The organism is Psychrobacter immobilis, from assembly GCF_904846285.1.
GTDB lineage: Bacteria > Pseudomonadota > Gammaproteobacteria > Pseudomonadales > Moraxellaceae > Psychrobacter > Psychrobacter immobilis_D.
In genome coordinates, this window is the sequence record NZ_CAJHAD010000003.1 from 142,582 (window position 1) to 155,944 (window position 13,363).

The 13,363-nt window shown below is 44.1% G+C and carries 10 protein-coding genes and 2 tRNA genes; 3 read left to right on the top strand and 9 right to left on the bottom strand.

The genetic code is table 11. The features are described 5' to 3' along the window. Positions 1-17: 17 nt before the first annotated feature. The 6 genes from JMX13_RS03575 to JMX13_RS03600 form a co-directional block, all read right to left on the bottom strand. Complete coding sequence (locus JMX13_RS03575) at positions 18-1,700, bottom strand: ABC transporter permease (RefSeq protein WP_201609581.1); 1,683 nt, start codon at positions 1,698-1,700, stop codon at positions 18-20. Between the two features lie 97 nt (positions 1,701-1,797). After that, positions 1,798-2,940, bottom strand: a complete 1,143-nt coding sequence (locus JMX13_RS03580; protein WP_201609582.1) for a Fe(3+) ABC transporter substrate-binding protein — start codon at positions 2,938-2,940, stop codon at positions 1,798-1,800. 218 nt (positions 2,941-3,158) lie between these two features. Further along, positions 3,159-3,920 carry a 16S rRNA (uracil(1498)-N(3))-methyltransferase gene (locus JMX13_RS03585; RefSeq protein WP_201609583.1) on the bottom strand — a complete coding sequence of 254 codons (762 nt, stop codon included), beginning with the start codon at positions 3,918-3,920 and terminating at the stop codon, positions 3,159-3,161. Positions 3,921-3,928: 8 nt separating this feature from the next. After that, the gene (locus tag JMX13_RS03590; protein WP_201609584.1) at positions 3,929-5,593 is read right to left on the bottom strand and encodes a 3-deoxy-D-manno-octulosonic acid transferase; all 1,665 of its coding nucleotides are present in this window, start codon (positions 5,591-5,593) and stop codon (positions 3,929-3,931) included. Between the two features lie 161 nt (positions 5,594-5,754). Continuing rightward, positions 5,755-7,230 carry a tetratricopeptide repeat protein gene (locus JMX13_RS03595; protein WP_201609585.1) on the bottom strand — a complete coding sequence of 492 codons (1,476 nt, stop codon included), beginning with the start codon at positions 7,228-7,230 and terminating at the stop codon, positions 5,755-5,757. A gap of 141 nt (positions 7,231-7,371) precedes the next feature. Then, positions 7,372-9,024, bottom strand: a complete 1,653-nt coding sequence (locus tag JMX13_RS03600; protein WP_201609586.1) for a cardiolipin synthase — start codon at positions 9,022-9,024, stop codon at positions 7,372-7,374. 393 nt (positions 9,025-9,417) lie between these two features. On the opposite strand from JMX13_RS03600, the gene JMX13_RS03605 reads away from it, so the two are divergent. Further along, positions 9,418-9,493, top strand: a tRNA-Val gene (locus JMX13_RS03605). A 64-nt stretch (positions 9,494-9,557) separates the two neighbouring features. Further along, positions 9,558-9,634, top strand: a tRNA-Asp gene (locus JMX13_RS03610). 204 nt (positions 9,635-9,838) lie between these two features. On the opposite strand, the gene JMX13_RS03615 is transcribed toward JMX13_RS03610, so the two are convergent. Continuing rightward, positions 9,839-10,276, bottom strand: a complete 438-nt coding sequence (locus JMX13_RS03615; RefSeq protein WP_201609587.1) for a CopD family protein — start codon at positions 10,274-10,276, stop codon at positions 9,839-9,841. Between the two features lie 60 nt (positions 10,277-10,336). On the opposite strand from JMX13_RS03615, the gene JMX13_RS03620 reads away from it, so the two are divergent. Further along, a complete protein-coding gene (locus JMX13_RS03620; RefSeq protein WP_201609588.1) occupies positions 10,337-10,816 on the top strand; it encodes a hemerythrin domain-containing protein in 480 nt (159 codons plus the stop codon). A gap of 155 nt (positions 10,817-10,971) precedes the next feature. On the opposite strand, the gene JMX13_RS03625 is transcribed toward JMX13_RS03620, so the two are convergent. After that, entirely contained in the window at positions 10,972-12,270 is a 1,299-nt protein-coding gene (locus tag JMX13_RS03625; RefSeq protein ID WP_201609589.1) for a lytic murein transglycosylase, read from the bottom strand. A 156-nt stretch (positions 12,271-12,426) separates the two neighbouring features. Continuing rightward, positions 12,427-13,233 (bottom strand): LysM peptidoglycan-binding domain-containing M23 family metallopeptidase, encoded by an 807-nt coding sequence (locus JMX13_RS03630; protein ID WP_201609590.1) that lies wholly within the window; start codon positions 13,231-13,233, stop codon positions 12,427-12,429. Positions 13,234-13,363: the final 130 nt, after the last annotated feature.

Below are 13,363 nucleotides of genomic sequence, written 5' to 3' on the forward strand. Positions count from 1 at the left end.
TTTAATGAGAGACGCGCTTAACCTTGCTTATCGCTTTGACGCAGCAATATCCAAACAGGAATAAGACCGACCAACACAATCAACAGACTTGGCAATGCGGCGCGTCCCCACATGCCTTCACTGGTCATCTCAAACACCCGTACCGCCAACGTATCCCAGCCTTGCCGCCGCGTCATTAAAGTAATCGGCATCTCTTTCATGACTTCGACAAAGCCCATTAATAACCCAGTCAATACCCCTGGGCTCAATACAGGCAACATCACTTGCCGCCAGCGCTGATATGGGCTATCACTGAGTAATTTAGCAGCCGCTTCTTGATTGACCGTTAAGCGCTGTAGCTGACGATCGACCGGCTGGAAGCTCACGGTCATAAAGCGCGTCGATAAGGCTAGCAGCATCACAATAACACTACCAGATAAAAATTGCGTTGAGGTAATACCAAAAGCTATCAGCTGATTATCAAGCCACGCAATCGGAATAAATATCCCAACTGCCAATACCGTACCCGGCACCACATAACCCAAATTGGCTAAGGTACTCATCAGCTTAGTCGATTTATCCGGATATTGACGCTTAACCCACGCAATAATAATCGCCAAAAAAGCGATAAATATGGTGGTCATGCTCGCAATCATAAGACTATTAGTGACAAAATCAATATAACGCGCATCAAAATCTTGCTGGAAATTTAAGGCAGTCCAATAGAGCAGCTGCAAAAAAGGAATCAAAAACGCCACTAAAAATACCAATGTACAAAGTAACGCCATGCCCCACCTAGCAGGCTGACTGGCTTCGAAACGTTGGCTGCTACCTTGAGCTACTGTACTACCGCGCTTTGCTTGCCAATACTGCTCAAACAAGACAACGATAAAGACCACGCCGATTAATAGCGCGGCCAACTGCGCGGCGGTGGTTAAACTAAAGAAGCCAAACCAGGCTTTATAAATTGCCGTCGTAAAAGTATCGACGTTAAATACCGACACTGCGCCAAAATCTGCCAGCGTTTCCATACTGGCGAGCAACAAGCCGCCAATGATCCACGGTAGCGCTTGTGGTAATGCCAGCCGAAAAAACACCTTGCGACGACTTAAGCCAAGCATCTGCCCTGCTTCAATTGCTCGCCTACCTTGTGATAAAAACGCTTGGCGTGCCAACAAATAGACATAGGGATAAAATGCCAATGACAAGACCAAACCTGCACCCCAAACATTGCGTACCGAGGGAATAGCGGTGGTAAAACCAAACTCCCTTAAAGCCGTTTGCAGCGGTCCACTAAAGTCAACAATACCGACGGTAACAAATGCTAAGACATAAGCTGGCATCGCTAATGGCAACATCAGCGCCCACGCAAAAAACCGCTGTCCAGGGAAGCGGTACATACTTGTCACCCACGCAAGTGCCGTCCCGATAACACCAGAAATCAGCGTCACCATCATCAATAAAATGACGGTATTTTCTAACACTTGCGGCAACACATATTGGCGCATATGCGTCCAAATATCAGCGACCGGCTGCGTCCATGATAATAGTACGATTAAAATCGGTACGAGCATAAACAACGAAATCAGCCCTAAGACTGATTTCGAGATAATACGTTTGCGGACGACATGGTCTTGACTGATAGACGGGCTATTGTTGTCGTTATTAGCTTCATTGACAGTATTGTCTTGCTTAGCAGACGCTTCTGGCATTGTTATCATAAGTTGTTACCGTGTCGTACGCATAATGACGCTATTAGATGCTAGATAACTAAATATCTAATAGCTAAAAACCAACCGCTCAGCTACTTGCAGCCTGTTATTTATAACCCGCTTTATCCATCATTTGAATGGCTTGGGTTTGTAGCTCACCAAACTTCTGTACGCTGATACTGTCTTGTTTAAACGGGCCCCAAGATCTGAGTAGCTCTGACTCATCGATACCTACTTTTACAGGATACTCTTTATCAGAACTGGCATACAGACCTTGCGCTTCATCAGAAGATAACCACTCCATCAATTTAAGCGCGCCATCTGGATTGTCTGAGTTAGCGATAACCCCAGCGCCAGAGATGTTTACATGAGTACCAGTGCTGTCTTGGTTTGCCCAAAATATCTTCACTGGGAAGTTTGGTTTTTCATCAAGCAGGCGACCATAATAATAGCTGTTAGCGATACCCACTTCACACTGACCAGCGGCAATCGCCTCTAACATGCTGGTATCATCACTAAAGACGTCTGTTGCTAAGTTAGCTACCCAACCACGAATGATTTGTTCTGTCTTTTCTTCGCCCAGATTTTCCATCATGCTTGCAACCAATGACTGGTTATAAACGGCTTTTGATGAACGCAGACAAAGCTTGCCTTTCCATTTTGGATCGGCTAAATCAGCATAGGTTGATAGCTGAGCTGCATCAACTTTACTTGGATCATAAAAGATAGTACGGGCACGTAATGACAGACCTGTCCACTGACCTTTTGGATCACGGTATTTAGCAGGAACGTTAGTTTCTAAGATAGTAGAAGACACAGGTTGTAGTAAGCCTTGTTCTGCTGCTTGCCATAAGTTACCCGCGTCAACGGTTAACAGCATATCAGCGGGGGTGTTTTTACCTTCCGCTTGCAGACGCGCCATCAATGGACCAGTTTTATCGGTGACCAGCTCAATTTTAACGCCTGTTTTTTCGGTATATTTATCTAATAACGGCTTAATCAACTGCTCATTACGTGATGAGTAAATAGTAACGGTTTGCCCACCTTCCGCCGTTGCACCATCATTTGCAGCCACTTCTTGCGCAGTGTCAGATTGCTCAGCCCCAGTCGTTGTAGCTTCAGCATCCACACTTTCTTCTGGCGTCGATGAATTACTACAGCCCGCAAGACCCAACATCATGCCAAATACAGCAACGGGTAAAGTAAGCTTAGTAGAAGATAGATTTGCACTGATAGCAGATAATGACATGGCATTCCCCATAATGGTGCTACGGATAAGTGAGATAAAAGGACATTAAAATCATTAACAAATGATTCAATAGCGGGATTAATAAGACATTAATGTCTGAGACACAATATACTAATCGAAATGAGATTAATTATCAATACATTTATCTTGCCCTGCTATACCAGTAATATGTCCTTAATTTTTAAAATGATATGAGTGTCGTATTCATCTGTCTGAGCTTAATTCTGACCTTCTAGCAGCCACTGTCCCAAAATGACATTAACCGCTGCTTCCGTACGCAATATACGCGGACCTATATTGACTGCTGCGCAACCTTGAGTGGCAAGTAAGTCAATCTCATAATCAATCCAGCCGCCTTCTGCACCGATAAAGACCATGCTAGGCAGCAATGAACCAACTGACCTATGAGGTGGTTCAGTGTTTTCTAGCTGTTGCACATATTGCGAAAACGACAGCGCACTATAAGGATGAGCGACAATGGCACGATTGGTTATTAAACTTGTAAGCTCGTCTTCAACAAAGGGCTTAAAGCGTTTTTGCAGACTAATCCGTGGCGCAATCGTATCGACGCCTTGTTGCAGCCCTTCTAGTACAAACTCATCAAGGCGACCCAACATCGGGCTTTGCCAATAGCTTTTTTGCGTACGGTAGCTATTGATAAGAATGATGTCGTTGACACCAAGTGCGGTCATATCCATGATCAGACGGCGCAAAACCTTTGGTCGTGGCAATGCCAGTACCACCGTAAGATTGAGCTTTGATGGCGGATTAATGGTCAGCTGTATATCACCCAACTGAATACGGTCGGGCGCGATATCTTCAATGATAGCGCTACCAAGCTTGCCGTCCAATTGCCCAATTTTTAAACAATCACCCACCTTCGCGCTTAACACTTTATTAACATGAGCAATTTGCGCCAAGTCATAAATGTGCGCAGTGTCATGTTGAAAGCTGGTCTCTGGTAGTAATATACAATTCATAGCGTCACTTATATCAGCTTTTGATTTAGGTCTTGATTCAGTTCTAGATTGAAAGATGGTTTTGCGTATTGCTGAATCACATCTTCAATCATTGATAACTGACGATTCAATACCGCTTGCTGCTGCTGTGTCATTTCTGTACCCGCTTGCCCTGCCTGTTTTGCCAATGCCAAATGGCTAAGCCAAAACTGTAGCTGCTGATAAAGAAGACTATCGTCATCGCTAGATGGCAGATTACTGTCAATTTTTTGCTGCTGAGATAGCTGCCCATCCGTACCAATAGCGCTATAAAATGCATTATGTGGTTGATATAACGCCCCGACGCTAGCGAGCTTATCAACCACGCTTTGGCAAGACTGAGTATAAGCACCCATCAATACCGGCGTTGCTACACTTGCTGGCTCAACCGGATTATGCCCCCCAACATCCACTAATGAGCCGCCTACCAATGCCACATCTGCAAGCGCATACCAGCGCATTAATTCACCCATACTATCAGCCAAATAAACGTGGGTATTTGGCTGAATCGTATGCTCGTCTATAGTATCCGGATTAATAGGGTCGCAATCAATAGTATCGGGGTTAACAGCCAGTACGTCACTACGTCGCGCCATTGCCAATCCTGACTTTTCAGTCAGTTCTGCTACCTCATCGAAGCGTTCTGGATGTCTTGGCACGATAATCAGCAAGGTATTAGCTAATAAAGGATTAGATAGGATTTGCTGCTGCCATGATAATACTCTATCTTCTTCGCCGCTATGCGTGCTTGCTGCTACCCAAATCGGGCGACCTGATACGCCTAAATCTTCGACATCATTAGCTATTTCAAATTCTTGGGCACCGTTATTATCATTGAGCTTAGGCGTATTAATCACCCATTTTAGCGAGCCTGCCACGCGTATTTGCGCACTATGAGCTCCCAATTGCCGAAAGCGTTTTGCCGATTCATTATCCTGCGCAATAATCAAACTCAGGTTTTTCATCATACTGGCACTGACCGCACCAATTTTTTGATAACTTTTAAAAGAAGCAGCCGATAGCCGACCATTAATCAAAATACTTGGGATATGATGCTCGGATAATTTGGTTAAGATATTTGCCCAAAGCTCGGTTTCTACAAACATTGCGGCAACGGGTTGCACATGCGCCAAAAACGTCTCAATCACCGCAGGACTGTCGACTGGAACGTAGCTATGACTCAAACGACCTTGGGCAATATCATCGGCAAAGCGACTGGCACCGCGCGCATATCCTGTCTGCGTGGTATTGGTCAACCATATCTGATAGCCTTTTTCCAATAGCGCATCAAGCAAAGGCGCGACGGTATTGGTCTCGCCTAAAGACACCGCATGGCACCAGATGACTTTTTTGCCATTGCCATTTTGATTATTGACATTGTCTTCAGTTTTCGCAGCAGATTGAGAATCTACCGTCCTACCCTGAATATTTGCATTAGGCACGGGCGGCGCAGGATAGCGCTTACCAAAACGCTGCTCCACTTCTTGCTGATAATTGTCGCGCTTATGCGAGCGGTGCCATACTTGCAGACGATATAGCGGTTTTAGCAAACCAATCGTCACCTGATAATAAACAGGGGGTTTATAAACAGCTCGGCTTTGTATGGGCTGAGTCGACTTATCAAAAGAAGGTAAGGAATTATCAGAAGATGGCATGAAGAAGCCCAGATTAGTAATGGATTGGACGATAAGAAGTGGCGATAAAAAGCGCGCCAATTCTACCTGAATTTAATGCTAAACAATAGTTTTTAAGCACCCGTTATTAGAAACAAGAATTTAAAAGTCAGATTTTAAAAATCCGAATTTGAAATAATCGCTTAGACAATAATAAAGATTAATATAGCGACGACAATAATCACCGCAAATAATAGCTGATAACGTTTAAGGCTATGCTGCTCTTGTTTTTGTGTACTGATTAACGTTTGCGCTTGCTGCCACTGACTGACCAAGCTTGCCGCTTCTTCATGACCGTTTTGCGCCGCCTGCTCAAGCCAATATTTTCCATTGGTCATATCTTGCGGCACGCCAAAGCCTTGATAGTAGAGCTTACTTAATAATCGCTGGGCACGGCTGTCGTTTTTGCTAGCCGCTTGCTTCACCCATTCAACGCCTGCTTCCATACCAGCCACTTTATCCGTATTTACCCCTTCGCCAAGTAGTTCGTACATCGCCAAACGTAGCATCGCAGCGCTATGACCCGCATGAGCAGCGTCTTGCAATTTTGCTAGGGCTTGCTGCTTTGCTGCCCGGTGCGGCTGTGAAAAAATGACTTGCGCGCGAGGTTTCTCTTGTTTAGCGATATGCTGCTCAAATTGATCTAAAACTTTACAAGCTTGCTCATATTCTGTTTTGCCAGCGGTTTGCGGCACCTCTATTTCATCAAGCTCTGTGAGCAACTGGTTAAAAATTTCTGGGGTTGGCGCTTGTTTTATCAGTGGTTTTACTGCTACTTCTTTTAATGTTGCTTGTAAAGATTCTACTGGCGCAGTTTCTGTTAAAGGGACTTCTAATGGAACAGTTAATGAAGCCGTTGATGAATTAGCTTTTGCTAATATGTTGTCTGTTTTAATAGGTTCATGTGTTGCTTGAAGCTCGTTATCAGAATCATTATTAACAATATCTGTCTGAATGTCTTGCCTACTATGCTGAGGCGCTACTGCTTCAGTCACGTTTTTATCGGCAGATTGCGCGTTATCTACGGGTAGTGTATGGCTATTAGCAATGGCGTTTGGCCGTCTTGCGCTAACTGCTTGGTATAGCCCGCTTGCTACCTGACCACCTTGCACCGCTTGAAACGGTCGATCAATATGACCAAACAGCCGCAGACCTATCGGCTCTAAGGCAAAAAATAGCGAGGCAGTCGTATTAGGCTTATCAGTAGCCTCAATATCATCGCGATAGACCACGGCCATATGCTGATAAAAGTCATTGGTCAGCAGCGGCAAAGCAGAATAGCGCTTACGTAGCTCAAAGTCACCAAACCAATGCGGTGTATTCTGCCACTGCTGTGCCAATACTCGTCCTGCATAAAATGCTAAAAACACCATAAAATTACGATAACGCTCATCTATTAATAGCGCCGCCTCATTCCACGTGCCCGACTTTATCATGTCACGGCGTATCTGTGACAACAAGGTATCTATACGCTGTAAACTTACCAGCGACTCATCGAGTTTACATTGATGCAATTCAGCTTCATAAGCCATGCCGCCGGCGACAGGACGGCCAGCTAAGAAATCTTGCCAATAGCCTGCTGCGATATAATCAAGGGGCGTTAAGGGCGATGCAGACATAAGGCAAGCCTATCCTTTAAAAATTGAGCGTTTTAAAAACCAACATTTCAAATAATAATGTTTCAAAAAATAATAAAAGTGATTACATAAATGAGATGATACTAAAAATAAGTAGTTTACCTTAACTGAAAATCGAAAGCGCTACAATAAAGGACTAAATAAGCGCACCACATTATCAAATAAGCGTTCTGCCCCGTGGCGCTCTTTCCATTCTTCTAAGCTTAAAAAACGACAGCTTTGCAAGTAAACCTCTTGGCAATCATCGACCTGAGCGACCATCTCTGGCGTATAAATCGCTAAGCTGACCTCCATATTCAAATAAAAACTGCGCATATCAATATTTACCGTGCCAAACAGACAGTAATCATCGTCAATGACCACCGTCTTAGCGTGTAGCAGCCCACCTTTGAATAAAGCAATGGTCACTCCTGCCTCAAGCAGCTCTTGATAATACGCTTGCGAGGCGTGCTGCACCAAAAACGAATCTACCTTTTCGGGCACAATGATTGTGACCTCAACCCCGCGTTTGGCCGCCGTAGTCAACGCCCCTGATAAAGCTTCATCGGGAACAAAATACGGCGTGGTAATGCGAATGCGTTTATTGGCGCGATGTATCACCGTCACCAACGTATTATAAATAACATGCGCCGTCACTTGCGGTGCTGAAGGTATCAGCTGTGCCAGCACATCCTCGACGACTGGCATACGCGGTATCACAATCGATGTCGAGCCAATCTCGGGTGATTCATCAGTGTCGCTAAGCTCATCTAACACTTTGACGCGGCTATTGATATCATTGATGGTCGGATGCATGACATAGAGTTTACGGGTATAGGTATTCACGCGGTGATTGAGTGCATCTAGATTGTCTTTATTTTCCGCCCCAATATCGGTCACCACCACTTTCGCCATCGCCGTGGCAATATTCATCGGCTCTTGGCTGGTGCTGCGTATTGCCACATCAATCCATTGACCGACATTTTTGTTTTGTTTAAAAAACTTTGGGTCAACCAAGTTAAAGCTACCGATATAACCGATATGTTCGTCAATGGCGATAATTTTACGGTGATTACGCAAATCTGAGCGCTTAAATAGGGTCTTAAATAAACCCACCGGCAGCGACTGATGCACAAAAACCCCAGCTTCTTCTAACATACGGTGCTGTTTGCTATTAAAAAAGCTAAAACTTCCCACACTATCTGCCAAAATATGACACTCTACACCGCGCTGCACCGCTGCCATCAACGCGTCCATGACCTCGAGTATCTGACCTTTTGGATAAACAATATAAAACTCCATCAGGATAATGCGCTGGGCGGTATTAATATCTTCTATTAACCGACCAAAGATAGCACTCGGTGTGGTCAACAATTGCATTTGATGGTCGGCAAATACCCCAAACCCTGTCCAGCGGGTACCTATTTTACTGACCCCGCGATAATTATCAGGCAGCAGCTCTTGTCCTTCATCAAAAACCATTTGCTCACGCTTAGCCATATCATTCATCAGTAGCCGCGCCTGATTCATGCGCGCACGATAACGCCGCCCGATCATCGGCTCACCCAATAAGATGTAAGCGATAAAGCCAACCACAGGTAAAGTATAGAGCACGGCAACCCAGGCAATCGACACCCCGATATTACGCTGCACCGAGACGATACGCAGGGTCATGACTATCATAAGAATCACGTGCAATACCAAACCCAATCCAGCAAAGTCTCCTAACGACCATGTCGTAAAGTAGTCTTCAATAGAAAGGGCGTCTATCTTAAAATTATCTATGCTCGCCTCCATGAACCTATATCACTCAAACTATTTACCTATTTATTAGCCAGCTGTCTTACTAAGTAGACGCTTTGTTAGTTAGCTACATGCAAAAAGCATTATCAGTATAGTAGCTTTTAGCTAGCACGCAATAGCCAACTATGTAGCGGCTACATCGTCTAATAATTACCCTGCTTCCTACTTAATTTGACTGTAGATGAAGACTATTAACCAGTATTTGTAAAATACATGAAATAATATTTGACAGCCATGTGTAAATGTATATAATACACACCCACAGAGCGAGGCTTTAGTTAGTTCTCTTCTGTTGAAAGTTATTCAAAGGGTGACAACTTTGAATGTTAAAACTTTCAGGAATTCTTTTTTAAGAGACTTCCATCAAGAACCTAAGAACGGTTCTCAGGGTGATTAGCTCAGTTGGTAGAGCGTCTGCCTTACACGCAGAATGTCGGCGGTTCGAATCCGTCATCACCCACCACTATCTAGTATAGTTTTACTCTTAAGTAGTAAGCTAAGTGGCTAAATAAACTAAAACGACCTCAGCAGCGGTAGTTCAGTTGGTTAGAATACCGGCCTGTCACGCCGGGGGTCGCGGGTTCGAGTCCCGTCCGCTGCGCCATATTTAAAACTTAGTTTTAATTATATTATTAAGTACAAAGTTTCAACCTCAAGTATTTGTTTACTTGAGGTTTTTTTGTGCTTGTTTATTTTTATCAGCTATTAACTGCTACTTATCACTTTATCTAAAAACGACTTGGTGCTATTCCAGGCCATTTGCTACTTTCTTGCTTAGGTATTTTTTTAGCTTATAAATCGCTACTCATCAAAATCCCGTACGGAACAACGTACCGACCACAACGAATGCCACTGAAAATAGCGTCACCAAAATAATATTAATGGCAAACCCATTCAAGTTGTTGGTAGATAAGCGTGGTATTACCCAAAAACGTGCATGCATAGCGACCATAGCCGTCAGCAATAATAATATCAGCTTCATACCAATCAATACGCTAATGTCATTATCAAAGGCAAACCACATACCTACATTGGGTAATATTCTATGTGCCATCCATAGACCAGTAATGATTTGAATGGCCAATGCTGGCATACCGATTTTTTCAAACTGTCCCTCAAATTGTAACAATGCGTCTAAATTACGTGAAGATAGCACTTTTGGCAGCACCACTAGTGCTAGTATTAAATGACCACCTGTCCAAATTGCTGCGCCAAGTAGGTGCAGGATTAGTAGATAGTTGAACATAAAACATCACTCCAAATAATTAATCAATCATGACATTTTGAAATATTAAGGTATTTAATTATGAAACGCACCAATCAGTTGCAACCAATGTCACGCCAGCATCATCTTGGGCTTAATCTGTCTCGCCATGCGAAAGTAAGCTTGGATGAACCCGAAGATATTACCAAACATTGGCACAATCTCACCTCCTATATTAACGACATGCAGTATCACTTCGAAATTGAAGACAACTTAATCACTAATGCCTTAGAGCCCTACCGCGCTACTCAACCGGATGTAGCGTCAGTACTCGAAACCCTTGATGGACAGCATAAGCAATTACATCAACTGATGAATACGGTCGAACAATCACAAAAATCTGGCACTAAAGATGTCACAGTGGCACAAGTTCATGAGCTTGGCAGCCTATTATACGACCATATTCGATTTGAAGAGCGAGAGTTATACCCTACGGTAGAAAAATATCTGACGGAAGCAGAATTAGATTCTGTTTATGAAGCTAGCCCTGATAGTATTAAGCGCCCTGATGAGAGTCGCTAGAGTGAATATTATCTAATTACTGTATATATAAAATTACCCCATAAGCTATATTAACTTATGGGGTACAATAAAAATATTTGTTCGATTTCAAATAATCATTCCAAGAACCATCGTTGAAAATAGCGATTATCTAAAAAGAACGACTTGAATCTGTCTCACCATCCTGCCAATGAAGACGCACTACGCTGAGTGATAAAACCATCTGGCGCTTGGCCATTATCTGTTTGCCAGCGCTGGAATGCCAATCGAGTATTGGTACCGACGATACCATCAGCACCTTTGGTATCATAACCTGAGCTGGTCAAACGCTGCTGCAAATTACGGACCTGTGCCGTTGATAATGGACGCTCATAGCGCGGCCATGATTTTTGTAATCCACTTTGACCGGCGAGCGCTTTACCCAATAAGCTCACACCAAGGGCATAGTTTGATGAATTGTTATAAACCTTGATGACATCAAAGTTTGGGCTAAGTAGCAATACTGGACCATCTTTACCCGCTGGCAGCCATAACTCCATTTGAGTATTACCGTCTAAGGACACATCAGCGATGGTATCGACACCCATAGATGCCCATCTAGCCGCAGGTTGCTTGGTACCCACCAATGAATAGTCAAATGATGATGGAACAATCGCTTCATAAAACGGCGCAAGACCACGCACCCAACCTGAATTACTTAGGTAGTTAGCAGTAGACGCCAAAGCATCACCCGTCGACCATGGGTTGCGGTGACCATTACCATCGCCATCAACGCCATGCTTAAGCCACGTATCAGGGATAAACTGCGTCTGACCCATACCACCTGCCCAAGAGCCATCGAGCTGTGACCAAGAAGCATCACCGCGCTGTAATAACGTTGCTAATGATAATAATTGGGTTTCAGCAAACTCTTGACGACGACCGTCATAAGCGAGGCTGGCAAGCGAGCTTGGTATACTACTATTGCCCGTTACCACACCGTATGAGGACTCCATACCCCAGATCGCGGCAACGATTTCTGCATTGACGCCATACTGCGATTGTAATTGCGATAAAAACGCCCGCTGCTCGGCAAATTTACGCTTACCTGTACTAACGCGGCCATCTGATACGGCAGAATCCACATATTCCCAAGGCATCTTAGAAAATTCTGGCTGTCCTGAATCAAGCGAAATAACTTGTTGGTTTAAATATGCCGTATCAAGTAAACGACGCACCGTCGAGGCATCGTGACCCGATGCAATGGCGCGCATGGAAAAATCAGATTTCCAATCAGAAAAACTGTTATAGCTTGGCTTGGGAACAGGTATGGGTTTAACGACTGGTACTGGCTTCACCTGGATGGTTTGGGTCTGAGTAATTTGTACATTGCCTTGGCGTACAGGTGTACTAGGCTTTTGCATCGCCTGTTGGCTGGTACAGCCAACCATGACTAAGGCGGGAAACAAAGCCATATATTGTTTTTTTAATAACATAAGATATCTCAAGTATGAATAAGCAAAGTAGCTTGATAGGCGCAGCTTTAATAATAATCAACATAGCTAAATTATTATAAAAGCTGCCACAGAGTTAACGTCCTTTTTAACGCCTTTATTAATTTCTTTTTACTGTCTTTTTTTAATGAGCTTTTTTTAACGACCCAGTACCGCACGCGGGTCGATAGGATTGCCATTTAAGCGTACTTGGAACTCCAAGCCGACTTGATTGGTCTGACCGCTATTACCCATATTTGCAATACGCTGACCGCGCTGCACCGCGTCACCTTCTTTGACCAACAAGGCGCTGTTATGCGCATAGGCAGTAATATAGTTATCACTATGACGAATCATAATCAGGTTGCCATACTCTGGCAGGCCATTACCTGAATAAAGCACGGTTCCTGATTGACTAGCAAGCACCGGATCGCCCATGGTGCCAGCAAACAACATGCCCATGTTACCGGCAGCGGCATCAAAGTTGCGGATCACTTGGTTGCGACTCGGATATTCATAACCTGAGGTGGCATTAGCCGTCACTTCATAAACAGGATTTTGAGAATAATTAGGCGTATTGCTCACAGGCGGCGTATAGGTCGGCTGCGCTTGCGTTGGTGTAGAGGCGTTATAACTGTTGTTATTGGCGGCGCGTACTGGCTCGCCTTGCCATAATTTGAGCCATTGACCGCTATAAATCGTATATTTACTATCTAAGCCATTTAGTGCGCCGATTTGGCGATAGTTCAAACGATAGCGCGCCGCGATTTGGCTGACCGTATCACCGCGCTGTACACGATGATAATTGGGAACACCTTGTCCGTTAGTAATAATTTTAGGTCCAGCTTGGCTACCTGCTTGATAAGTAGGCTTGGTGGCACAGCCGACCATCGTCAATGTGGCTACTGTCAACGTACCCATCAAGGCCACTGTTGCCAAGCGCGATCCAACAATAAGCTTCTTCATACAAGATTTCCTATTCTTTATGTTGCTCACAAACTCCTTGTGTTACTCACAAGCATTTTGCTAACGGTTATAACATTTAATGTCTTAGATACCATGATTAATCATTGGATAATAAAGGGTTTATTAGCGA

Bases quoted from the DNA above. Each gene is read 5' to 3' on its own strand.
- JMX13_RS03575 (WP_201609581.1), bottom strand. From the start codon at position 1,700: ATGATAACAATGCCAGAAGCGTCTGCTAAGCAAGACAATACTGTCAAT.
- JMX13_RS03580 (WP_201609582.1), bottom strand. From the start codon at position 2,940: ATGTCATTATCTGCTATCAGTGCAAATCTATCTTCTACTAAGCTTACT.
- JMX13_RS03585 (WP_201609583.1), bottom strand. From the start codon at position 3,920: ATGAATTGTATATTACTACCAGAGACCAGCTTTCAACATGACACTGCG.
- JMX13_RS03590 (WP_201609584.1), bottom strand. From the start codon at position 5,593: ATGCCATCTTCTGATAATTCCTTACCTTCTTTTGATAAGTCGACTCAG.
- JMX13_RS03595 (WP_201609585.1), bottom strand. From the start codon at position 7,230: ATGTCTGCATCGCCCTTAACGCCCCTTGATTATATCGCAGCAGGCTAT.
- JMX13_RS03600 (WP_201609586.1), bottom strand. From the start codon at position 9,024: ATGGAGGCGAGCATAGATAATTTTAAGATAGACGCCCTTTCTATTGAA.
- JMX13_RS03615 (WP_201609587.1), bottom strand. From the start codon at position 10,276: ATGTTCAACTATCTACTAATCCTGCACCTACTTGGCGCAGCAATTTGG.
- JMX13_RS03620 (WP_201609588.1), top strand. From the start codon at position 10,337: ATGAAACGCACCAATCAGTTGCAACCAATGTCACGCCAGCATCATCTT.
- JMX13_RS03625 (WP_201609589.1), bottom strand. From the start codon at position 12,270: ATGTTATTAAAAAAACAATATATGGCTTTGTTTCCCGCCTTAGTCATG.
- JMX13_RS03630 (WP_201609590.1), bottom strand. From the start codon at position 13,233: ATGAAGAAGCTTATTGTTGGATCGCGCTTGGCAACAGTGGCCTTGATG.